A 22,040-nucleotide genomic window follows, 5' to 3' on the forward strand; every position below is an offset into this window, starting at 1 on the left:
CCCGACCGGTGGCCGGCCTCGTGACCCGCCCACCGGTCCGTCGACCTGCCGAGGCCGGTAGCGCCGGCCGTCGGCCCGGCCGAGCGGTTCCGACGTGTCTAGCCCAGGAGCCTTTCCAGGACCACCGCTATGCCGTCCTCCTCGTTGGAGGTGGTCAGTTCGTCGGCGACCGCTTTCAGGTCCGGGTGGGCGTTGGCCATGGCCACGCTCCTGGCGGACCAGGCGAACATGGGGATGTCGTTGGGCATGTCGCCGAAGGCGATGGTGTCGGCGGCCTTCAGACCCAGGCGGCGGGCCGCCAGGGAGAGGCCGGTGGCCTTGGACAGGCCGAGGGGGAGCAGTTCCACGATCCCCGCGCCGGCCATCGCGACCGAGACGAAGCCGCCCGCCGTCTGACGGGCCGCCTCGGCCAGCTCGTCGTCCGACAGCTCGGGATGCTGTATGTAGATCTTGTTCAGCGGGGCGGACCAGAGGTCCGACGCGTCGGTGAACGGCGTCGAGGGGAGTGTTCCGGTGACCGCGTAACCGGGGCCGACCAGCACCTCCCCGTCCAGTCCGTCCCGGCTCGCCGCCAGGTACAGCGGGCCCACCTCGGCCTCGATCTTCGCCAGTGCCACCCCGGCCAGCTGCCGGTCCAGGGTCACCGAGGTCAGCAGGCGGTGCGCGCCGGCGTCGTAGACCTGGGCGCCCTGACCGCAGACCGCGAGACCGTCGTAGCCGAGGTCGTCGAGGATGTGCCGGGTCCACGGGACCCCGCGACCGGTCACCACGATGTGGGACGCGCCCGCCGCGGTGACCGCGGCGAGGGCGTCACGGGTGCGGAGCGAGATCGACTCGTCGGAGCGCAGCAGCGTCCCGTCGAGGTCGGTCGCGATCAGTCGGTACGGGAACCCGGGGGCGGCGTCGCTCACTTGGCCACCGGCTCCAGGACTTCCCGGCCGCCGAGGTAGGGCCGCAGCACCTCGGGCACCCGCACGGAGCCGTCGGCCAGCTGGTGGTTCTCCAAGATCGCCACGATCGTGCGCGGGACGGCGCACAGGGTGCCGTTGAGCGTGGCCAGCGGACGGACCTGCTTCCCCTCGCGGACGCGGATCGACAGGCGGCGGGACTGGAACTCGGTGCAGTCCGACGTCGAGGTCAGCTCGCGGTACTTGCCCTGGGTCGGGATCCAGGCCTCGCAGTCGAACTTGCGGGCGGCCGAGGAACCGAGGTCACCGGAGGCGACGTCGATCACGCGGAACGGCAGCTCCAGCGAGGTCAGCCACTGCTTCTCCCACTCCAGCAGGCGCTGGTGCTCCGCCTGCGAGTCCTCCGGGGCGACGTAGGAGAACATCTCCACCTTGTCGAACTGGTGGACGCGGAAGATGCCCTTGGTGTCCTTGCCGTGCGAGCCGGCCTCGCGGCGGAAGCACGGGGAGAAGCCGGCGTAGCGCAGCGGCAACCGGTCGGCTTCGATGATCTCGTCCATGTGGTACGCGGCGAGGGCGACCTCGGAGGTGCCGACGAGGTAGAGATCGTCCTGGGCGAGGTGGTAGACGTCCTGAGCCGCCTGGCCGAGGAAGCCGGTGCCCGCCATGGACTGCGGGCGGACCAGGGCCGGGGTCAGCATCGGCGTGAAGCCGGCCGCCGTGGCCTGGGCGATCGCCGCGTTGACCAGGGCCAGCTCCAGCAGCGCGCCGACGCCGGTGAGGAAGTAGAACCGCGAACCGGAGACCTTGGCGCCGCGTTCGACGTCGATGGCGCCCAGCAGCCGGCCGAGCTCCAGGTGGTCCTTGGGCTCGAAGCCCTCGGTGCCGAAGTCGCGGATCGTGCCGTGCGTCTCCAGCTCGACGAAGTCCTCCTCGCCGCCCACGGGCACCTCGGGGTGCACGAGGTTGCTGAGTCGGAGGAGGAGCTCCTGGGTCTCGGTGTCGGCCGCGTCGCGCTCGGCGTCGGCGGACTTGACGTCGGCGGCGAGCTGGCTTGCCTTCTTCAGGAGCTCGGCCTTCTCGTCCGGGGAGGCCTTGGGGATGAGCTTGCCGAGCGCCTTCTGCTCGGCGCGCAGCTCGTCGAAGCGGACGCCGGACGACCTGCGCCGCTCGTCGGCAGACAGGAGGGAGTCGACGAGCGCGACGTCCTCTCCACGGGCGCGCTGGGACGCGCGCACACGGTCGGGGTCCTCACGAAGCAGGCGAAGGTCAATCACGTGGTCAAGGCTACCGGTGTGGGGTGACGGCCCACGACTCACTATTGCGGAACGCGCCTCACGGTCCGTTATGGGGCGAATGCCCCGTGTATTCCCGCGCATTACCGGACGGGCCGGCCTCGCGGCGCGACGGTCGGGCGCCGACTCGACTTCCCTCTGCGAGACGGTACTTGAAGGCGGTTGTCCACAGGAGGGTCCACCTCCGGAAAGTTATCCACAGGCTGTGCGAAAGATCTGTGGATATCGGAATCGATCATTCCGGGGCAGTGTCGAGCGGGACTAATTCCTTGGCCAAACCCCTTGTGTGCTCACTTTCGGGTGGAAAAGGGTCGCCCTAAAGGATTGATCGAAGGAAACGGGTGGACGAAGAAGCGTGCGACGCATGGGGGGATCGCGGAGAGGATGCAGAGTGCTTTGTCGACTGAATGCGGCTTCGGTGTCGACTTGTCCCCAGACCGAGACGGCTTCCTGTGGATAACTCCTGTGGACAACGGTTGTCCCCAGATGGGGACAGCCCGACATGGTTCAGGACCGGCCGTCCTGGCAGCGCGCGACCCATTCCGCCGCCGCCATGAACTCGCCCTCCGAGGTTCCCGGCAGCGGTGTCCGCACCTGCGCCGCGGTCACGTCCGCACGCGGGTACGAGCCGAGGAAACGCACATCCCGGCCGATGCGCTTCAGGCCCATGAGCGCCTCCGCCATCGCGCGCTCGGAGATGTGACCGGCCGCGTCGATGCAGAAGCAGTAGTTGCCGATTCCGGCGCCGGTCGGCCGCGACTGGAGCACCATGAGGTTGATGCCACGGGTGGCGAACTCGCCCAGCAGGTCGCGCAGCCCGCCCGGATGGTCGTCACGCTGCCACAGCACGACGGACGTCTTGTCGGCGCCGGTCGGCGCGGCGGGCCGGGCGGGACGGCCCACCAGCACGAAACGCGTCTGTGCGTTCTCCGCGTCGTGGATCTCCGTCTCCAGCGCCTCGAGGCCGTACCGGGCGGCCGCGAACTCGCCCGCGAAGGCGGCGTCGTAACGGCCCTCGCGGACCAGGCGCGCGGCGTCCGCGTTCGAGGCGGCCGACTCCCACACGGCGTCCGGGAGATGGGTCCTGAGCCAGTTGCGCACCTGCGGCTGCGCGGCCGGGTGAGCCGAGACCGTCTTGATCCCGGACAGCTTCGTACCCGGCCTGACCAGCAGCGCGAAGGTGATCGACAGCAACACCTCGCGGTAGATCATCAACGGCGCACCCGCGACCAGCTCGTCGAGGGTCGTGGTGATGCCGCCCTCGACCGAGTTCTCGATCGGTACGAACGCGGCCTCGGCCTCCCCGGTCCGGACCGCGTCGAGGGCGGACTGCACGGACACGTACGGAATCAGCTGCCGGGTGGCCGCCTCCGGAAGCGTGCGCAGGGCGACCTCCGTGAAGGTGCCCTCAGGGCCGAGATACGCGTAACTCGCTGGCATGACCTCACCCTAATGGGCCTCGCGGAACGAGGAGTCGGCGTCTCACAGGCACCCCTCACGCGAGTGAACCGGCGTGTCCTGTCCCCGGTGCGCCCCGTTCCCGGTCTGCCCCGTACCGGGGTGTCCCGCTCCCGGTGTGTCTCACCCCTCCAGCAGCCGCTGCCCCACGTACTCACCCTCCGGCGCCCCGCCCGGCACCGCGAACAGGCCGCTCGACTCGTGGCGGATGTACGCGGACAACGCGTCCCCGCGGTCCAGCTTGCGCTGCACGGTGACGAACCCGCGCAACGGATCGGCCTGCCAGCAGACGAACAGCAGCCCTGCGTCCGGCGTCCCGTCGGCATCGATGCCGTCGTGGTACGAGAACGGCCGGCGCAGCATCGCCGCGCCCCCGTTCTGGTCGGGGCGGGTGATCCGGGCATGGGCATTGACCGGGACGACCAGATCGCCGCGGGCGTCCGTCTTCTCCAGGTCCATCTCGGTCGTCTCGGTCCCGCCGGACAGCGGCGCCCCGTCGGACTTGCGGCGCCCGATGACCTGCTCCTGCGCCGCGACCGACAGCCGCTCCCAGTCGTCGAGGAGCATACGGATCCGGCGTACGACGGCGTACGAGCCGTTGGCCATCCAGGCCGGGTCGTTCGACCCCGACTCCGGCACGAAGATCCGCCGGTCGAAGTCGGTGTCCGCCGGCTTCGGATTGCGGGTGCCGTCCAGCTGGCCCATCAGGTTCCTGGCCGTCATGGGACGGGCGGTCGCGCCCGGTGTGCGGTTGAAGCCGTTCATCTGCCAGCGGACCTTCGCCGCCCTGCCCGCGTCCTTCTGGATCGCGCGCAGGGCGTGGAAGGCCACCAGGGCGTCGTTGGCGCCGATCTGCACCCACAGGTCGCCGTTGCTGCGGGACGCGTCGAGCTGGTCGGAGGAGAAGTCGGGAAGGGGGTCCAGGGCGACCGGACGCTGCTTCTCCAGACCGGTGCGGGCGAAGAAGCTGTGACCGAAGCCGAAGGTGATCGTCAGCGAGGACGGGCCCGCGTCCCGCGCGATGTCGGTGTCGTCGTGCGCCGCGGCCTCCCCGGCCATCAGCCGGCGAGCCGTCTGCGACCAGCGGCGCAGCAACGCCGCGGCTTCCTTGCGGTCCGCGCCCGCCGCGAGGTCGAAGGCGACGAGATGACCGCGGGCCTGGAGTCCCTGGATGATGCCGGGCTGATGTTTCACGTGGAACATCGCCCGGTCCGACCCGATCGAGGACAAGGGGGCGGCCTGGGCCGGCGCCGCGGCGTAGCCGGCCGCCCCGCCCGCGGCGCCGATCACGATCCCGGTGGCCCCGGCGGTGCCGAGCAGCTTGCGCCGTGTCAGGCCCGCCCTGGGTGCGTCGGGGGACAGGGGCTTCTCCGGGGCCTTCGGAAGGGTCTGGTCAGACATGGGTCGTTCAGCCGATCTGCGCGTTCTTGGAGACGGTCACCTGGTCGATGTCGGAGGTCCGCACGGTCACGGCGACCTGCCATTCGCCGGCCACGGGAATCTGGACCTCGTTCGCCGACCAGTGGCCGGTGGTGATGTGGTCGGGGGTGACGGGCAGCGGCCCGATCTTCTCGCTCTCGAGAGTGAAGGCGACCTTCACCTCGGGCACGTCGAAGGCGCGCCCGTTGGGCCGGGTCACATAGACGTGCATCTCGTTGGCGCCGGTGCGCGCGGGGTCGATGTCGACGCTGACGACCCCCTTGCCGTCGGTACCGCCGGTGTCGAAGGACATGTCGAGGGTCACGGCTCCCGAGGTGTCCGTCGCGGACGAGGAGGCCGCGGTGGCCGCCTTGGCGTCCTGCTCCGTACGGCCGGGTTCGGTGGAGGTCAGCATCGTGGCGACGGCGAGCAGGGTGGCGGCGACCACCGCCTCGGCCAGTACCGAACGGCGCAGGCCGAACCGCTGTGGGTCGGCGTCACGCAGCCGCTTCTGCCGCGTCGCGTCCACGGCGGCCCGCTGCCGCGCGAGCTGGACGGCCCGCTCGGCGTCGGCGGACCCGGCCCCTGACGCGGACCCGGTCATGGAACCGGGTGCAGCCCCGGCCGCCTTCTCGGCACCTGCCTCCGCCGCGACACCTGTCGTCCCGGCCTCCGTCGTCCCGGTCTCCGTCGTTTCCCCAGCCACCGTCTCCGTCGTCGTCTCCGCCGTCGCCGTCGCCGTCGCCGTCTCCGCCGCTGTCGCCCCGGCCGGCACCGTCTCCCCCAACCGGTCGGTCCACCGTCGTGAGATCCAGGCGACGCCGACGAGCAGCGCCACCAGCCCGATCTTGACGAGCAGGAGCTGCCCGTAGCGGGTCTCGGTGAAGGCGGACCAGGAGCCGAGCTGGCGCCACGACTGGTAGACGCCGGTCACGACGAGGATGACGACACAGCCGAAGGCGACCCGGGAGAACCGGCGGACGACCGACGCCTCCACCGGGGCACCACCCCGGTACAGCGCCACGAGGAGTGCGCACAGCCCGCCGAGCCAGCCGGCGACGGCCAGCAGGTGGACGACGTCCACCGGCATCGCGATGCCCGGCTGGAGCCCGGCGGACGCGTGCTCGGCCATCGCCCAGCTCGCCGCGAGCCCGGCCGCAACGACGGCCCCGCCGACGGCGAGTCCGAAGGTCAGGTCCCGTTTCTCCGCGCCCTCCCGCTTGTCGTACGCGCCGAAGAGCACGGCGATGAACAGGGCGGCCGCGGCCAGCAGCAGCAGCCGGGAGACGAGCGCGGCGCCCGGCTTGGTCTGCAGGACCTGTCCGAGCAGTTCGAGGTCGAAGACGTCGCCGATCGTGCCGGAGCCGGTGTAGGAGCCGCGCAGGAGCAGCAGGAAGAGCGTGGCGGAGGTGAGCGCGAGCCAGCCGGAGACGACGAGCCGCTGCACGGCCCGCACGCCCGCACCGCCCGGCCAGCAGCCCAGGACGAAGGCGGCCCCGCCGGCCAGGACGATGAATCCGGCGTAGGACAGGTACCGCCCGACGTCGTAGAGCCTGCCGACGACTCCTCCGCCGGCCTCCCGTGCGGTCGCCGGGACGCTGGTCGCGGAGGGAGCACCGATGGAGAAGGTGTAGGCGCCGGCGACGGGATGACTGTCCGCGGACACCACCTGGTAGGTCACCGTGTATGTGCCGTCGGGCAGCCCCGAGTGCAGCTGGAGGGCGTAGGTGGTGCCGCCGACGGCGGACGGCTCGCCGGTGTCGACGCGCCTGCCCTTCGGGTCGAGCACGCGCACGGAGTCGGCCCCGGTGGAGACCTGCTCGGAGAAGGTCAGCGAGACCTGGGCGGGCGCCGTCTCGACCACCGTCCCCTGCGCGGGGTCACTGCCGGTCAGCGCGGCGTGCGCGGAGGCCTGCCCGGCGCCGGCGAGGAGCACGCCGGCGACGGCCAGGAGCAGCAGCACCAGCGTCCGGATCCTGGGGGCGATGGTCGTGGGCAAGGCGGTCCCTCCCTCAGCTTCCGGTGTTCGGGGTGTAGGTGGCGGATTCCACCGGCATCTCGACCTCGACCGTCCCGGAGTCGGCGAAGTGCAGTTCCACGGTCACCTTCTCGCCCTGCAGCGGCTTCCGCTTCAGGTTTTCGAACATCAGGTGGTTCCCGCCGCTGGCCAGCCGGAGCCGACCGCCGGCCGGGACCTCCAGGGAGTCGACCTCCCGCATGGCCCCGCCGACGGTCTCGTGGACGGTCACGCTGTCGGCGGCATCGCTGGTGACGGAGGTCAGCTCGTCCTTCGTGCCGCCCTTGTTGGTGACGGTCAGGAAGCCCGCGGCCATGGAGGCGGAGACCGGCTGCGGCATGTAGGCGGCGCTGACGGTCAGATCGGCCGCCGTGTCGCCGGAACCCGAGCCGGAACCGCAGCCCGCGAGGACCAGGGCGGTGGTCAGGGCACCGGTCAGTGCCATGACGCGGGCGACGGGCCGCCTCACGGGTTCTGTCCCTTGACGATCCTGGGCAGGTCCTTGATGTAGTCGTCGACCTTGGCGTCCTCGCCGTAGAGGAGGTACCCGCCGTCGGTCTTCGGGGAGAAGGCGATGACCTGGGTGCCGTGGGTGGAGACGACCTTGCCGTTCTTGTCCTTGTGCGGCGGCTCGATGGAGATGCCGAGGGCGCGTGCGGCGGTCTGGATGGTGGCGAACTCGCCGGTCAGGCCGACCACCTGGGAGTCGATGCCCTTGAGCCAGGTGCCGAGGGCGGCCGGGGTGTCGCGGTCCGGGTCGGTGGTGACGAACACGACGCGCAGGGCGTCCTGGTCCGCCTTGGACAGCTGCTTCTTCGCCACGGCGATGTTGTTCATCGTCAGCGGGCAGACGTCCGGGCAGTGGGTGTAGCCGAAGTACACCAGCGTCGGGCGGCCGGCGGTCTCCTCGCGGAGGTCGTAGGGCTTGCCCTGGGTGTCGGTCAGGACCAGGTCCGGCTTGGTGAAGGGCTGGTCGAGCACGGTCGCGGCCTGCTGCGAGGAGTCCTCGGAGACGACCGCGACGGGGTCGGTGCCGCCGTCGCCGCCACAGGCGGAGAGGGTGAGGGTGGCCGCGGCGAGCAGCGCGGCCGCGGCGAACGTCTTCTTGCGCATGGAGAGATGTCCCAGTGGTGTGAACTCCGGCGCGCGCCGGGGGCGTGGAGGCCCCCGGCGCGCACCGCGGACGAGCGGGCCTCAGGAGGCGTCGGCGGCCCGGCGGCGGGTGGCGAGCACGCCGTAGGCCCCACCGGCGACCCCGACGACGATGCCGGCGACGCCCAGGACCCGGGCGGTGGTGTCGGTGCCGTCGGAGGAGTCGGCGGCCTCGGTGGTGGCGGTCCCGTCGGCGGCCGGCTCGGCGTCACCGGACTTGTCGGACGACTCCTCGGCGGACGAACCGTGGGAGTGGTCGTCCTCGGCGGCGGACAGGGCGAGCACCGGTGCCGGGTTCGCCGGCTCCTCGGCGCCCTCCTTCTGCACCTCGATCCAGCGCACGACCTCCTTGTTGGAGTAGGTCTGGATCGCCTTGAAGACGAGCTGGTCGGCGTCCTCGGGCAGGGCGCCGATGGAGACCGGGAACTGCTGGATGAAGCCGGGCTCGATGCCCTTGCCGTCGGCGGTCCAGGTCACCTTGGAGACGACCTCGGAGATCTGCCGCTCGTGCACCACCAGCGGCTTGGCGAGCTTGCTCTTGGTGACGGTGATCTTCCAGCCGTCGATCTTCTGCGGCATCACCGAGGAGAGCGGGGTGTCGGCCGGGAAGTTGACCTCCAGCGCGGTGGTCGAGGCGTTGTCGCGCTCGTTGGGGACGCGGAAGTTCACGACGGCGTAGCCGCCCTTCGCGGCCGAGCCCTCCGGCTGCACGCTGACGTGCGCGAAGGCGGGCGCGGACAGGACGAGAACGGCGGAACCGGCCACGGCAGCGGCGGCGGCGACGCGGGAGACCTTCAGGGCAGGCTTCATGACCATGATGGTGAGCACTCCACTTCGAGTGAGGTACGACGCTGGGAAACGGTGAGGTCCGGCCGCGAGGGGGCCGGGCGTGGACACGCGGAAGCGTGCGCACGCGCGCGTGCCGCACGACGGCGGCCGCCCCTCCCCGTGAAGTGGAGTGCTGGTCGCGTCGTGTCAGGCAGCGAGGACGAGGACGGCGGCCGGCGGACCGCGCCTGATCACCGTGTGCTGGAGCGCCTCCACGGGCGCCCCGGGGGAAGGGAGGAGCGCGGTGCGCGGGACGCGCGGACCGGCCTCCGGCAGGGCGGGCAGCCCGGCGAGCAGGGCGCGCACCAGGGCGAGCGCCCCGCGCAGGGACCGTACGCACGCGGCTTCGGCGACGCCGTGCGCGGACAGGGCCATGAGCCGCAGCAGGGCCGAGTCGCCGCGCCGCAGCAGCCATCCGGCGGCGACGGCGGCGAGGACGTGGGCGAGCAGCATCGGCAGGGACGGCAGCAGTGCCGTCGAGGATCCCGGGGTGCCGGTCAGGGCGTCCGCCGGATGGTGCATCGACCCCATGACGGCCCGGGTACCCGGGCCGTCCCCGCTCGGCTGGAGCCGGGCCTCGACGAGGATCCTCTGGGCCTGGGCCGGGCTCAGTGCGGCGGCGGTGGCCCCGCACACGAGCCGTGCGGCCCGCTCGATCAGTGCCGCGTCGGAGGCGGTGGTCGTCGTGGTCGAGGCGGCGGCCGTCACCCCGTGCTGGCCGAGGCCGAACAGGGTGTGCAGGGCGGTCTGCCCGACGGCGAGCAGGGCCGCGATGCCCGGCAGCGACCGCTCGCGCCCGGCGAGCGGCACCACGACCGCGAGGACCCCCAGGAATCCGGCGCCCAGCGTCCACAGCGGGACGGCGGCGCAGGAGGCGAGCGTGTGACCGGCCCCGGCCAGCACGACGCAGACCGCGGCGAACACCGCGGCCCGCAGCAGCCGGAGAGCACCTCCGGAGCGCGCCGTGCGCTGATGGGGGTCGGTCATGGCGGGCTCATCATCGCACTGGCTCCGCGGCGGCCGTACGCCAGGTCCACGGGATTCCCCCGAACCGGAAGAACACCTTCTGATGCGAGCGGTGGGGATGGTCCCGCTGGGGCGCGCATACACCGTTCTCCGCGGCCCCCACACCCCCCGTATGGGCGGCGTCACGCGGAAATCGCGCTTACTTACCGTGCAGGGCGGCAATACGTATCGGTATGTCGAGCCGCGGCCTGGAGGCTGGAGCATGAGCATCTGGTGGTCACTCCATCTGCGGCGCGAGGCCGCGAGCGTGCCGCTGGCCCGGCGTCTGCTGCTCGGCGCGATGGAGACGGCGGGCGTCGACCCCGACGTCTCGTACGACCTCTCCGTCGCCCTGAGCGAGGCCTGCGCCAACGCCGTCGAGCACGGTGGGAGGAGCGCGGCGCACGGAGGCTGTTCGGAGGCCTACCGGGTCACCGCCTACCTCGACGGCGAGAAGTGCCACATCGAGGTCGCCGACTCGGGCCCCGGCTTCACGGCCGGACGTTCCGCCCCCACCCCCGTTCCCGCGCACGCGGACGCCGAGGCGGGCCGCGGTCTGTACCTCATCCGGGAACTCGCCGACCACGTCCACATCGGCAACGAGCCGGGGCTCGGCGGCGCCGTGGTCAGCTTCGACAAGATCCTCAAGTGGCGCAAGGGCGCACCGCTCATGGCCGTCTGACGTCCCGTCGGCAGGGCGGCCCCGGCTCGGACGGCAACGGCTGCGACGGCAACGGCTTCGACGGCCCCGGCCCGGACGGCACTCACAGCCGCTTGCCAGCTTCCGCCCACGTCCCTGACGGGTCGTGTTCCTAGATTTCGTGTCCATGACGGGAAACCACAAGGACACCTCCATCACCCGGCGCCGCGCCCTCGCGGTGACCGGCGGCACGGTCGCGGCCGGCGGCCTCGCCGTCGCCGGCTACCGGTCGGCGTTCGCCGGCACGACGACGGAAACGGAGACCACGGCGACGGCCACCGCTTCGGCGTCCTCGGCCGACGGCGCCTGCATGACGCTGATGTCGAGCGTCACCGAGGGGCCGTACTACCTCGACGGCGCCTTGGTGCGCAAGGACATCACCGAGGGCAAGAGCGGCGTCCCGCTGACCCTGCGCCTGACCGTCGTGGACGCCACCGACGGCTGCACCCCGGTGCCCGGCGCGGCGGTGGAGATCTGGCACTGCGACGCGTGGGGCTACTACTCCGGCTACACCACCGCCAACCCCGGCGGCTCGGCCCCGGCCGAGAGCGAGGACGGTTCGACCGCGGACGACGGCACCTATCTGCGCGGCTACCAGATCGCCAACGCCAACGGGGTCGTCAAGTTCGAGACGATCTTCCCTGGCTGGTACACGCCCCGCACCTGCCACATCCACCTCAAGGTCCACACCGGCGGCGAGAAGGAGGACGGCACCTACGAGGGCGGCAAGGTCAACCACACCGGCCAGCTCTTCTTCGCCGACGACATCGCCGAGGAGATCTTCACGCTGGAGCCCTACGCCCGGCACTCCGGCACCTACACCAGGCTCGACGACGACATGGTCTACGACGGCGGTGGCGCCTCCAGCGGCCTGCTGACCCTCGAGCCCGTCAAGAAGGCCGACCCGTCCAAGGGTTACAAGGGCTCCCTGACGCTGGGCGTCGACCCCGACGCGGAGAACACCGGCGCGGGCGGCGGCGGTGGCGGCGGCACCCCTCCGAGCGGTGCCCCGACCGGAGCCCCGCCGAGCGGAGCCCCGACCGGTACTCCGCCGACCGACTCCCCGACGGCCTCCGCGTCCTCGTAGGGTACGGCGATGACCAGCCGTGAGGACGAGACGCTCGCGCAGGCCGCCGTGGCCGCGCTGACCGGACAACTGGCCCTGGTCCCCAAGCCCGGGCTGCCCGACCCGCGCGACCTCGCCGCCCGCGTCACCCGCCGCGACCACCGCGGGCTGCGCTGGTCGGCGAAGGCGCTCGCGCCCGGCCTCGCGGCGATGGCCGCCGCCGCCCGCCGCACCGGCGAACCCACCCCGCGGCTGCGTGCCGAGCTGGGGGCGATCGGGCGGTGCGCCGAGCACACGGTGGGGCTGGCCGGAGGCGGCCACCGGGGCGCGCTGTGGACCCTCGGCCTGCTGGTCTCGGCGGCCGCGCTGGATCCCCGCGCGCGGGGTGCCGAGGTCGCCCACGTCGCCAAGCGGATCGCCGCGCACACCGACCGGGGCGCCCCGCGCCGCCCGTCACGCGGCTCGACGGTGTCGGCGCGGTACGGCGCGGCCGGCGCCCGGGGTGAGGCACGGGCCGGGTTCCCGCACGTCCGGCGGGCGCTGGCCGCGCTCGGCGGAGCCCGCTCGGCCGGCGCGAGCGAGGAGGAGGCCCGGCTCGACGCCCTGCTCACCGTGATGTCCACGCTCCAGGACACCGAACTCCTGTACGACGCGGGCCCGGCGGGCCTGCGGCACGTCCAGGCGGGTGCCCGTGCGGTCCTCGAGGCGGGCGGCGCGGCGACGGAGGCGGGCCGCACGGCCCTGACCGCGTTCGACGCCGACCTCCACGCGCGCGTGTGGAGCCCGCGCGGCAGCGCCGGCCTGCTGGCGGGTGCCCTGTTCGTGGACACCCTGCCGCTCGCGCCGCCCTCGCCGCACCGGCCCGGCTGACCGGGACCGACCGGACGGCGCCGCCTCCCCGGCGCCGCTTCCCCGCCCGGCGGCACACTCTCGTGCCGCCGGGCTCAGGGCGTGCGGGGCCGCCGGGGCCGGTCCGGCGAGCGGCGGCAGGACCGGCGTGCCCCACCTCACGAGGAGAGCGGTCAGGACGAGCGGGCCGAGGGTGCGGGCGACGGTGACGCCCGTGCCGGAAGGTCCTTGCTGTCCGGTGTCCGGTGTCCGGTGCCCGGCCCGTGGCGCTCGCCCACGCGGTCGGCCGGGGCGGGGCGAGCAGCCACCGCGGCGGCGTCCCGGTCGTGCTCACGAGGCCAGAGGTCCGGTGGGCCGTCGACAGCACCGGCCGGACGTCGGCCCGGCAGCCGGCCGGGCCCCGGCCGGCCGGGCCCCCGTCCCGATGGCCCGCCGAGCCGGGTGCAGGAGCGCCGTTCAGGCCCCTTCCAACACCTTCACCAGCACGTCCAGCGCTTCCGCACAGGCCCGTTCCCGCGGTGTCCCGTACCCCACCACCAGTCCCTGCGGACGCCCCCCGGTGTCCTCCCGCGTGTGCCAGTGGTCACCGAGCCGGCCGACCGCGAGGCCCTCGGCCTCCGCCCGCTCCAGCACCTCCGCCTCGTCGCGGACCTCGACCAGCGCGTGCAGCCCGGCCGCGATCCCGCGCACTCCCCGGCGCGCCCCCAACCGGTCGAGGAGCAGGTCCCTGCGGCGCCGGTAGCGCAGCCGGCACGCGCGCACATGACGGTCGTAGGCGTGCTCGGTGATCAGCTCGGCGAGGGCCAGCTGACCGATGGTCTCGGTGTGGTGGTCGCTGTGCAGCTTGGCGTCGGCGACGGCGTCGACGAGGTGTGGCGGCAGCACCATCCAGCCCAGCCGCAGGGCGGGTCCGAGGGTCTTCGAGACGGTGCCGAGGTAGGCCACCTGTCCCGGTGCCATCCCCTGGAGGGCGCCGACGGGCCGCCGGTCGTAGCGGAACTCGCCGTCGTAGTCGTCCTCGACGATCAGCGCGCCGCGCGCGCGTGCCCAGTCCGTCAACGCCCGCCGTCGCTCCGGGTGCAGCGTCACGCCGGTCGGGTACTGGTGCGCGGGCGTGACGACCACCGCCCCGAGGTCGCCGAGCTCCCCCGTGCGCGCGCCCCGCTCGTCGACCGGCACCGGCACCACGTGCCCGCCGTTGCGCCGCACGACCTCCCGGTGGAACGGCAGGCCGGGGTCCTCCATGCCCACCCGGGCCCCCTCCAGCACGCGCGTGAGCAGCGCGAGCCCCTGCACGTACCCGGAGGTGATCACGATCCGTTCCGGCGGCGCGATCACCCCGCGCGCCCGCCCCAGGTATCCCGACAGCGCGGTCCGCAGCTCCGTCCGCCCGCGCGGGTCGCCGTAGTCGTACGCCGGGGAGGGGGCCGTGGCGATCGCGCGGCGCAGGGCGCGCAGCCAGGCCGCGGCCGGGAAGGCGCCGACGTCGGGGCTGCCGGGCCGCAGGTCGAAGCGGGGCTCACGCGCGCGTGCGGCGGCGGCCGGCGGTTCGGCGGCGGCGGAGGCCGGCGCGGCGACCCGGGTGCCCGAACCCTGCCGTGCGGTCAGGTAGCCCTCGGCGACCAGCTGGTCGTACGCGGCCTTGACGGTGTTGCGCGAGACGCCGGTCTCGGTCGCGAGCCGCCGGGTGGCCGGCAGCCGGGTGCCCGGGGCGAGCCGCCCGTCCCGCACGGCGTCCCGCAGCGCCCGTTCCAACCCGGCCCGCCGCCCCGCGCTGCCGTCGGTCTCCAGGTGCAGGTCGACACCGGCCCCCGACCAGAAGTCGTCCACGAAGCCCTCCCCCCGGGTACGCGCACGTGTGCGCGAAACCGGCACGGCGACGGCCGGGTACCGGTGCGGTACCCGGCCGTCGGCCCGGTCGTCAGCCCTTGAGCGAGGCCATCCACGCCTCCACCTCGTCGGACCGCCGCGGCAGACCGTCGGACAGATTGCGGTTGCCCTCCGGGGTGACCAGGATGTCGTCCTCGATCCGGACGCCGATGCCGCGGTACTCCTCCGGCACGGTCAGGTCGTCGGCCTGGAAGTACAGCCCCGGCTCGACCGTCAGCACCATGCCCGGTTCCAGCGTCCCGTCGACGTACGACTCCACGCGCGCGGCGGCGCAGTCGTGGACGTCCATGCCGAGCATGTGCCCGGTGCCGTGCAGCGTCCAGCGGCGCTGCAGGCCCAGCTCCAGCACCCGCTCCACGGGTCCCTCGACCAGCCCCCACTCGACGAGCCGCTCGGTCAGCACGCGCTGCGCCGCGTCGTGGAAGTCGCGGTACTTGCCGCCCGGCCGCACGGCCGCGATGCCGGCCTCCTGGGCGTCGTACACGGCGTCGTAGATCTTCTTCTGGATCTCGCTGAAGCGGCCGTCGACCGGCAGCGTCCGCGTGACGTCGGCGGTGTAGTACGTGTGCGTCTCGACGCCCGCGTCCAGCAGGAGCAGGTCGCCGGAGCGCACGGGCCCGTCGTTGCGCACCCAGTGCAGCGTGCAGGCATGCGGGCCGGCGGCGGCGATGGTGCCGTAACCGACGTCGTTGCCCTCCACGCGCGCGCGGAGGAAGAACGTGCCCTCGATGTAGCGCTCGCTCGTCGCCTCGGCCCTGTCGAGGACCTTCACCACGTCCTCGAAGCCGCGGACCGTGGAGTCGACGGCCTTCTGCAGCTCGCCGATCTCGAACTCGTCCTTGACCAGGCGGGCCTCGGAGAGGAAGACGCGCAGCTCCTCGTCGCGCTCGGCGGTGACCTTGTCGGTCAGCGCGGCCTCGATGCCGGCGTCGTGGCCGCGCACGACCCGCACCGGGCCGGTGGCCTCGCGCAGCAGGGCGGCCAGCTCGCGCACGTCGGCGGCGGGGATGCCGTACAGCTTGCCGGCCTCGGAGAGGGAGTGCCGTCGGCCGACCCACAGCTCGCCCTGGCCGGAGAGCCAGAACTCGCCGTTCTCACGGTCGGAGCGCGGCAGGAGGTAGATCGTCGCGGTGTGGCCCTCGCCCCTGGGCTCCAGGACCAGCACGCCGTCCTCGGTCTGGTCGCCGGTGAGGTAGGCGTACTCGACCGAGGCGCGGAAGGCGTACTCCGTGTCGTTCGAGCGGGTCTTCAGGTTGCCGGCGGGGATCACCAGGCGCTCGCCCGGGAAGCGCGCGGAGAGCGCGGCGCGGCGGGCGGCGGTCTCGGCGGCCTGGGCGATCGGCTCCAGATCGCGCAGCTCCGTGTCGGCCCAGCCGGACTTCATGTTCTCGGCCAGCTCGTCGGACACGCCCGGGTACAGGCCGTTCTTGCGTGCTTTGATCGGCTCTTCTTCAGCGGTCTCCGGGGTCTCCGGGAGCTCTTCCGCCACGGTCATCCTCCTCGATACGGCACTGGGCCCTCTCCATCGTACGGTCGTACAGAAGGGGGCCCAGGGGCGAAGGACCTCTTACCGCTCCGGGAACACGACGGGCCGGACGGCCCGCTGCGACCCTCACTCGAAGCGCGCCGCGAGCAGGACGACGTCCTCCGCGCCGTCGGCCGCGTCCAGTCCTTCCGGCAGCACCGCCCGCAGCACGTGGTCGGCGACCGCGTCCGGGTCGTGGCGGACCGACCGGGGGACTCCGGCCGCGGCCGCGTGCAGCCGGGCGAAGGCGCGGTCGACGGGGTCGCCGGTACGGTGCAGCAGGCCGTCGGTGTAGAGCAGCACCGTCTCCCCGGGCTCGGCCTCCAGCTCCACGCTCGGCGCCTCCCAGCAGGCCAGCATGCCCAGCGGCGCGGACACCGACGTCTCGACGAACTCGGTGCGCCGCGCGCCCACCAGCAGGGGCGGGCAGTGTCCGGCGCCGGCCAGGGTGATCCTGCGCAGCGCGGGCTCGCAGTAGGCGAACAGCGCGGTGGCCGACCGCGCGGGCTCGGTCAGCCGCAGCAGAAGTTCCAGGTCGGACAGGACGGCGACGGGGTCCTCACCCTCCATCACGGCGTACGCCCGCAGGGAGGCGCGCAGCCGGCCCATCGCGGCCACGGCGCTCGGCCCGGAGCCGGTGACGGAACCGACGGCCAGGCCCAGCGCCGCGTCGGGCAGCGGCAGCGCGTCGTACCAGTCGCCGCCGCCGTGCGGACCGGTGCGGTGGCGGGCGGCGAGCTGGACCCCGGCCACCCGCGGCAGCCGGGAGGGCAGCAGTTCCTCCGTCATCGTCGTCATGCACGCGCGCGTGCGCTCGAGCTCGAGGAGGCGCGCGAGGTGCTCGGCGGCGTGGCGCACGTAGAGCCCGACCAGGTGGCGCCGGCGCTCGGCCGGCTCGGCGGGCTCGTCGTAGAGCCAGACGGCCGCGCCCAGGCGGTCGGCGCCCTCACCGGCGGTCAGGGGCAGGGCGTAGCTGGCGGCGTAGCCGAGACGGGCGGCCACCTCGCGGTGCCGGGGGTCGAGGCCGTCCTCGGAGAGCAGGTCGGGATGGGCGATCCCGCCCTCGCCGCCGGGCAGACCGTCGAGGATGCGGCCGTACGGCAGGGAGCTGCGCGGCACGGTCTCGATGTGGCCGAGGTCGGCGCGGCCGAGGCCGAGGCCGATCGTGGTGTCGGGACCCAGGCCGTCGGCGGGTTCCAGGACGACGAGCCCGCGCCGGGCGCCCACCAGGGCGGATCCGGCCCGCAGCACCTCCTGGAGGGCGTCGGCCAGCGTGGCCGTACGGGACAGGTGTTCGGTGAGTTCGTGGAGCGTCGTGAGATCGGAGACCCAGCCGGCCAGCCGGTCCTGGAGGAGCGCTCCCGCGCCGGGAGGGACCGGTGGGGCAGCCGGGGCCACGGGCGCGGGCGCGACAGTCTGGGCGGGCGAGGGAACCGTTGAATCGATTCCGGCCACTTTGGAAGGGTGAGGGGCGTTCATGTCGTCCGGCTCTCGGACCGGTGCGTATTGCTCAAAAGCATCGCAAACCCCCATGTCGTTCTGCGCCGCTGCCGGTGTCTCCACATGTACACGCAGTCGTGAGGGGATGTCCAGCATTGTCCTGCCGGGATCACTGGTGTCCGTGGGGTCGGAGGGTTTGTCGGTCATGTTTTGTCCGCCTCCCTTGCGTAATAGCGAAGTTGGCTGAAAACTGCATCGGGTGACGGGTGTCTGCGGTCGACTGGGCTTGCTCCACGGAGCGTCACAGCGGTCGTGATGGGTACGTACTCGGTAAGGGCCAGGGGTCGTCGGGAGTCACTCGGAACCTGGTGGCCGGCCCCGGCGTCCTAGCCACCGACGACCGTGCCCCATCCTCCCGTGGCGGAGGCGGAGAGAAATACGCGCACGGCAAAACGCCAGACTTCGCCACCCCGCGCCAGGCCCACGCTCCGGATGGGTGCGGTAAGGGACGGAGCGGCCGCGCAAGCGCAGCCAGTGCTCGACCTCCAGGGGTTTCCCTTGTCCCGTGCAGGGGTGTGATGCGCCAACAGGTACGCACAGTGAAGTGATCGACACATGACGTGATGTGACCCACGGTGTTGCCAGCGGTGCAACGGAAAGGAACGAGCGCTCATGCGCGAGATCCTCGGAAGGCGACGCAGGCTCCTGTCCCGGCGGAGCGACGGGGGGACCGGACTGATCGACGCGGCCCTCACCTTCGCGACGGAATGGCAGTGGCCCGTACTCCCGGGCGTGACGGCGAACCCATCGGGAACCTCCCGGTGCGGCTGCCCCGACCCGGAATGCTCGGTGCCCGGTGCGCATCCCTTCGATCCCGGCCTGCTGACGGCCACCACCGACGCACGCATGATCCGCTGGTGGTGGGCCAACCGTCCGACGGCGCCGATCGTCCTGGCCACCGGCGGGAAGGCGCCCTGTGCGGTCAGCCTGCCCGCCCTCGCGGCCTCCCGCGCACTCGTCGCGCTCGACCGGCAGGGCATACGGCTCGGCCCGGTCGTCGCCTCGGACACCCGCTGGTCGATCCTCGTCCGGCCCTACTCCATGGAGCAGTTGGGCGAGCTGTTGTACGCCAAGGACTTCGTCCCCGGCTCGCTGCGCTTCCACGGTGAGGGCGGTTACCTCGCCCTGCCCCCCTCGGAGACCGGTCAGGGCGACATCCGCTGGGAGCGCGCGCCGCTGCCCGGCTCCGCCTCGCCCTGGGTGCCCGACGTGGAGGCCGTGGTGGACGCGGTCGTCGACGCCCTCACTCGTACGGGTGTGAGCGCGCCCGAGTTGTAAGGGTGTCGGGCGCCCGCCGGGCGGGACGTCCGCCTCCGCTCGTTATCTTCCGCACCATGCAGCGACATTCTGGGGGGCCGCCCCCGGGCCCTCGACGGCTCCGTCTCCTCGGCCTCGGGGGCACCGTGACGTGCGTGATCGCCCTGCCCCTGGCGATGGCGTCCGCGGGACCCGCGGACGACGGCCCCCGCCCGGCCGAACGGCGGGACGCGGCCCCCCGTACCGACGACCGTGCCGGCCGGCCGCCGGCCGTTCCCGGTACGGACGCCGAGGTGCTCCCCGCCGAACCCTCCCGCACGCCCCTGCTGCTCGGCCTCGGGTTGGCCACGGCGGCCCGCTGCGGTCCCGAGGTCACTTCCCCCGAGGGCGTCGAGGCGCAGACCTGCGTGCTCGTCCAGGGCGAGGACACCTGGGCGCGCGCCTACTACCGCAACGCCACCGGCGGCGCCCTGTCGGCCGCCCTGAGCTTCATGGGCCCCGACGGGCGCACGGTGCAGACGCGGTGCGCGGTGGGCGCCGACGACGAGCCGGGCACCTGCGAGACACCCCGTGGACGGATCCGGGGCGGGCCCGCGCAGTACACGGCGGTGGCGGAGTTCGCGCGGACGGCCGGTGCCGGGCCACTGCTGCTGCGTTCCGGCAGCAACTCCGCTGTGGAGGAGAGCAGTTGAGGAACGGAGCCGGGCGGGCCCGGGACGGTGCACCGGGCCAGGTGACGGCCCGGGTGATGGTCCGGACCTGGGCCGGGCACGCAAAGACCCGGTTGCTGGCGACGGGGGATGCACCAGCAACCGGGCTATTGGAACGGTAACAAGAGATCGGCTCCAGGCAAATTCGATCTCATGTTTTCATCGGCTTTCCGGACACCGGCAGATCGGCGCTTATGGCGTCGACTCGCCTTGTGTGAACGGGAGTTGTGAGCGGAGTCACGCCGCCCTGCCCGGTGCGGCGCGCTGACCGGTCGGTCAGCGCGCCCTCGGACCGTGCCCGGGTGTCAGCTGAGCGTCACCTGTCGGTTGGTCAGGCCTCCGCGCGCACGGCGCTCGTCGGTCGTGAGGGGCGCGTCCGAGGCCAGCGCGGTGGCGAGCCGCTCGGCGAACTCGGCGGCCGGCTTCTCCACGTCCTCGGCCGAGACCCCGCTCGGCAGGTCCCAGACGGGCACGGTCAGGCCGTGCGCCCGGAAGGAGCCCACCAGCCGGGTGCCCTCGCCCAGGCTCGACCGGCCCGCCGCGTGCAGTCGCGCGAGCGCGTCCAGAAGCTGCTCCTCCGGATGCGGCATGACCCAGCGCAGGTGGTTCTTCTCCGGGGTCTCGCACCAGTACGCGGCGTCGACGCCGGTCAGCTTCACGGTCGGGATCGCCGCCGCGTTGGCCCGCTCCAGGGAGGCGGACACCTCCGGGGTGGCGTTCTCCGGGTCCGGGACCCAGAACTCGAACCCGCTGTGCACAACTGGCTCGAAGGCGCCTTCCGGGTCGAGCAGGTCCTGCATCCGCGGACCGTCGGCCGGCGCGCGCCTGGCCTGCACCGGCGTGCCCGGCTCCGCCGCCAGCGCCCGCAGCAGGGTGTCGGCGAGGTCGCGGCTGATGTCGCCGGACGGGGTGTCGTTCTGCAGTCCCAGGAGGACCGAGCCGTCGTCGCGGCGCAGGGCCGGCCAGGCCATCGGCAGCACGGTGGCGAGGGTGACCGAGGGGACGCCCTCGGGCAGGCCGTCCTTCAGGGGCAGTTCGACCGTGGCGGCCGGGACCAGCTCGCGCAGCGCCACCCAGTGCCCCTCGCCCGGCAGGCCCTCGAAGGGACGGTGGACCAGCTCGGTCGCGGCGTGGGCGGCGGCCCGGCCGTGGCAGGCCTTGTAACGGCGGCCGCTGCCGCAGGGGCAGGGCTCCCGCGCGCCGACGACCGGGATCTCCCCCTCGGTGAGCTGCGGCCGCGTGGCCTTCGTCTGAGGTCGCTTCTTGGCCATCTGGGCGTCTCCCGGGTACGGCTCGTCTGGTACTGGCGGGAGCCTAGCCGTTCGCGCCGGAAGCCACGGGAACCTGTGGACGACGGCCGGGTCCCCGGACCGTCGCGGAGGGCCGTCGCGGAGGGCCGTCGCGGCGCCCGTGCGGGGCCCGCGGCCAGGCGCGCCGGGACTCGCGCGACCGGGCCCGGTCCGGGCGGGCGAGTCCCGGTCCCGGACGTGCCGTCGCGGCAGGACGGTGACGCGGGGTCCGGCCACTCCCGGCTGGGGTGCCCCGGGCGCCGTCGCCGTCGCTCGCCGACTCCCCCACGCCCGGCCGCGCTCGCGCGGGCGGCCCTCGACGCGCCGCCGCCCTCCGCCGCCCTGGTCCGCCGGACGTGCCGGCTCCCCGCTCGCCCGGGCAGCGGGGCGACGCCGGTCTCCTGCGACCTGCCCCGACGGGCAGGCCCTAATCGAGGTCGTCGAACGCGTCCGCGAAGTCCAGGCCCGGGATCGAGGCCACCGACGGCGCCCCGACCCGGGAGGCGAAGTCGTCCCGGCGGCAGCCCGCGTCGGGGTCGTACACATCCGCGTGGACGACCACCCACACCGTGACCTCGCCGCGGGCGTCGTCCCGGACGCCCCAGTCGTCGGCCAGGGCCGTGATGATGTGGAGTCCGCGTCCGCCGTGCGCCGTGACGGAGGGGGTCGCCGGAGCCGGCCGGGTCGGCCCGCCGCCGTCGGTCACCTCGACGACCAGCCGGCCGACGGGATCCACCCGCCACGCGGCCCGTACGTCGCCGTCCCCGGCCAGGGCGTCGCCCAGCGGACGGCCGTGTTTGCACGCGTTGCTGAGAAGTTCGGAAAGGATCAGTACGGCATCGTCGATGACCGCCTCCGAGACCCCGCCCGTGCGCAGCTGGTCGCGCATGCGGTGTCTCGCCTCACCCACGCCCGCAGGGCCATGGGATACGGCCATGCTCGACGACGTGGGCACCTCTTGTGCCACCACCAACGCCACCCCCGAGACCTCCTTCGCCCCACGCCACGGTGTGGATGCCCCCTTGGCCTGTACCGGAAACCGGCCAATCCCCGTCCCATGACGCACTCGCAACGGTCGAACACGGAGCGAATGCGCCGGAGCACTCCTGGTGAGCAGAAGGTCGTCGTGTGGCTGGATTTCTTCAGTATGGCTGAGAATCGAGGATGGTTCA

Annotated in this window: 19 protein-coding genes; 5 read left to right on the forward strand and 14 right to left on the reverse strand. The window is 73.1% G+C overall.

Annotated features, from left to right (window positions below; genetic code table 11):
- Positions 1-98: 98 nt before the first annotated feature.
- The 9 genes from ACZ5FU_RS11325 to ACZ5FU_RS11365 all read right to left on the reverse strand — a co-directional run bounded on the left by ACZ5FU_RS11325 (position 99) and on the right by ACZ5FU_RS11365 (position 10,064).
- On the reverse strand, positions 99-911 hold the full coding sequence (locus ACZ5FU_RS11325; RefSeq protein ID WP_451528803.1) for an HAD family hydrolase: 813 nt from the start codon (positions 909-911) through the stop codon (positions 99-101).
- Positions 908-2,185, reverse strand: coding sequence for a serine--tRNA ligase (serS, locus tag ACZ5FU_RS11330; protein ID WP_451528804.1), 1,278 nt, complete (start codon positions 2,183-2,185; stop codon positions 908-910). Before serS ends, ACZ5FU_RS11325 begins: the two co-directional genes overlap by 4 nt.
- Before the next feature lie 525 nt (positions 2,186-2,710).
- Complete coding sequence (pheA, locus tag ACZ5FU_RS11335) at positions 2,711-3,643, reverse strand: prephenate dehydratase (protein ID WP_451528805.1); 933 nt, start codon at positions 3,641-3,643, stop codon at positions 2,711-2,713.
- 141 nt (positions 3,644-3,784) lie between these two features.
- Entirely contained in the window at positions 3,785-5,062 is a 1,278-nt protein-coding gene (efeB, locus tag ACZ5FU_RS11340; protein ID WP_451780680.1) for an iron uptake transporter deferrochelatase/peroxidase subunit, read from the reverse strand.
- Between the two features lie 7 nt (positions 5,063-5,069).
- A complete protein-coding gene (locus ACZ5FU_RS11345; protein ID WP_451780678.1) occupies positions 5,070-7,079 on the reverse strand; it encodes a copper resistance CopC/CopD family protein in 2,010 nt (669 codons plus the stop codon).
- 13 nt (positions 7,080-7,092) lie between these two features.
- Positions 7,093-7,542 (reverse strand): copper chaperone PCu(A)C, encoded by a 450-nt coding sequence (locus ACZ5FU_RS11350; RefSeq protein WP_451528826.1) that lies wholly within the window; start codon positions 7,540-7,542, stop codon positions 7,093-7,095.
- Positions 7,543-7,562: 20 nt separating this feature from the next.
- Positions 7,563-8,210 (reverse strand): SCO family protein, encoded by a 648-nt coding sequence (locus ACZ5FU_RS11355; protein WP_451528808.1) that lies wholly within the window; start codon positions 8,208-8,210, stop codon positions 7,563-7,565.
- Positions 8,211-8,291: 81 nt separating this feature from the next.
- Positions 8,292-9,047 carry a YcnI family copper-binding membrane protein gene (locus ACZ5FU_RS11360; RefSeq protein WP_451528827.1) on the reverse strand — a complete coding sequence of 252 codons (756 nt, stop codon included), beginning with the start codon at positions 9,045-9,047 and terminating at the stop codon, positions 8,292-8,294.
- A gap of 177 nt (positions 9,048-9,224) precedes the next feature.
- Positions 9,225-10,064 (reverse strand): hypothetical protein, encoded by an 840-nt coding sequence (locus ACZ5FU_RS11365; protein ID WP_451528809.1) that lies wholly within the window; start codon positions 10,062-10,064, stop codon positions 9,225-9,227.
- A 241-nt stretch (positions 10,065-10,305) separates the two neighbouring features.
- On the opposite strand from ACZ5FU_RS11365, the gene ACZ5FU_RS11370 reads away from it, so the two are divergent.
- The 3 genes from ACZ5FU_RS11370 to ACZ5FU_RS11380 all read left to right on the forward strand — a co-directional run bounded on the left by ACZ5FU_RS11370 (position 10,306) and on the right by ACZ5FU_RS11380 (position 12,718).
- The gene (locus ACZ5FU_RS11370) at positions 10,306-10,764 is read left to right on the forward strand and encodes an ATP-binding protein (RefSeq protein ID WP_451528810.1); all 459 of its coding nucleotides are present in this window, start codon (positions 10,306-10,308) and stop codon (positions 10,762-10,764) included.
- 145 nt (positions 10,765-10,909) lie between these two features.
- The gene (locus ACZ5FU_RS11375) at positions 10,910-11,869 is read left to right on the forward strand and encodes an intradiol ring-cleavage dioxygenase (protein WP_451780675.1); all 960 of its coding nucleotides are present in this window, start codon (positions 10,910-10,912) and stop codon (positions 11,867-11,869) included.
- 9 nt (positions 11,870-11,878) lie between these two features.
- Positions 11,879-12,718 carry a triphosphoribosyl-dephospho-CoA synthase gene (locus tag ACZ5FU_RS11380; RefSeq protein ID WP_451780673.1) on the forward strand — a complete coding sequence of 280 codons (840 nt, stop codon included), beginning with the start codon at positions 11,879-11,881 and terminating at the stop codon, positions 12,716-12,718.
- A gap of 435 nt (positions 12,719-13,153) precedes the next feature.
- On the opposite strand, the gene pdxR is transcribed toward ACZ5FU_RS11380, so the two are convergent.
- The 3 genes from pdxR to ACZ5FU_RS11395 form a co-directional block, all read right to left on the reverse strand.
- Entirely contained in the window at positions 13,154-14,527 is a 1,374-nt protein-coding gene (gene pdxR / locus ACZ5FU_RS11385) for a MocR-like pyridoxine biosynthesis transcription factor PdxR (RefSeq protein WP_451780671.1), read from the reverse strand.
- Between the two features lie 91 nt (positions 14,528-14,618).
- Entirely contained in the window at positions 14,619-16,076 is a 1,458-nt protein-coding gene (locus ACZ5FU_RS11390; RefSeq protein ID WP_451528814.1) for an aminopeptidase P family protein, read from the reverse strand.
- Between the two features lie 123 nt (positions 16,077-16,199).
- Entirely contained in the window at positions 16,200-17,708 is a 1,509-nt protein-coding gene (locus ACZ5FU_RS11395; RefSeq protein WP_468834253.1) for a PP2C family protein-serine/threonine phosphatase, read from the reverse strand.
- A gap of 516 nt (positions 17,709-18,224) precedes the next feature.
- Here ACZ5FU_RS11395 and ACZ5FU_RS11400 point away from each other — a divergent pair.
- Both ACZ5FU_RS11400 and ACZ5FU_RS11405 read left to right on the forward strand, forming a co-directional pair.
- Entirely contained in the window at positions 18,225-18,890 is a 666-nt protein-coding gene (locus ACZ5FU_RS11400; protein WP_469045252.1) for a bifunctional DNA primase/polymerase, read from the forward strand.
- Between the two features lie 56 nt (positions 18,891-18,946).
- On the forward strand, positions 18,947-19,561 hold the full coding sequence (locus ACZ5FU_RS11405; protein ID WP_468646962.1) for a hypothetical protein: 615 nt from the start codon (positions 18,947-18,949) through the stop codon (positions 19,559-19,561).
- Between the two features lie 323 nt (positions 19,562-19,884).
- On the opposite strand, the gene ACZ5FU_RS11410 is transcribed toward ACZ5FU_RS11405, so the two are convergent.
- Both ACZ5FU_RS11410 and ACZ5FU_RS11415 read right to left on the reverse strand, forming a co-directional pair.
- Positions 19,885-20,850, reverse strand: a complete 966-nt coding sequence (locus ACZ5FU_RS11410; protein ID WP_451528817.1) for a DUF5926 family protein — start codon at positions 20,848-20,850, stop codon at positions 19,885-19,887.
- A gap of 445 nt (positions 20,851-21,295) precedes the next feature.
- Positions 21,296-21,934, reverse strand: a complete 639-nt coding sequence (locus ACZ5FU_RS11415) for an ATP-binding protein (protein ID WP_451528818.1) — start codon at positions 21,932-21,934, stop codon at positions 21,296-21,298.
- Positions 21,935-22,040 lie beyond the last annotated feature (106 nt).

The sequence above is a fragment of the Streptomyces sp. NPDC031554 genome, from assembly GCF_055580685.1.

Coding starts and splice junctions, on each gene's coding strand:
- pheA (WP_451528805.1), bottom strand. CDS start 3,643: ATGCCAGCGAGTTACGCGTATCTCGGCCCTGAGGGCACCTTCACGGAG.
- efeB (WP_451780680.1), bottom strand. CDS start 5,062: ATGTCTGACCAGACCCTTCCGAAGGCCCCGGAGAAGCCCCTGTCCCCC.
- ACZ5FU_RS11350 (WP_451528826.1), bottom strand. CDS start 7,542: ATGGCACTGACCGGTGCCCTGACCACCGCCCTGGTCCTCGCGGGCTGC.
- ACZ5FU_RS11355 (WP_451528808.1), bottom strand. CDS start 8,210: ATGCGCAAGAAGACGTTCGCCGCGGCCGCGCTGCTCGCCGCGGCCACC.
- ACZ5FU_RS11365 (WP_451528809.1), bottom strand. CDS start 10,064: ATGACCGACCCCCATCAGCGCACGGCGCGCTCCGGAGGTGCTCTCCGG.
- ACZ5FU_RS11370 (WP_451528810.1), top strand. CDS start 10,306: ATGAGCATCTGGTGGTCACTCCATCTGCGGCGCGAGGCCGCGAGCGTG.
- ACZ5FU_RS11375 (WP_451780675.1), top strand. CDS start 10,910: ATGACGGGAAACCACAAGGACACCTCCATCACCCGGCGCCGCGCCCTC.
- ACZ5FU_RS11380 (WP_451780673.1), top strand. CDS start 11,879: ATGACCAGCCGTGAGGACGAGACGCTCGCGCAGGCCGCCGTGGCCGCG.
- ACZ5FU_RS11395 (WP_468834253.1), bottom strand. CDS start 17,708: ATGCTGGACATCCCCTCACGACTGCGTGTACATGTGGAGACACCGGCA.
- ACZ5FU_RS11400 (WP_469045252.1), top strand. CDS start 18,225: ATGCGCGAGATCCTCGGAAGGCGACGCAGGCTCCTGTCCCGGCGGAGC.
- ACZ5FU_RS11405 (WP_468646962.1), top strand. CDS start 18,947: ATGCAGCGACATTCTGGGGGGCCGCCCCCGGGCCCTCGACGGCTCCGT.
- ACZ5FU_RS11410 (WP_451528817.1), bottom strand. CDS start 20,850: ATGGCCAAGAAGCGACCTCAGACGAAGGCCACGCGGCCGCAGCTCACC.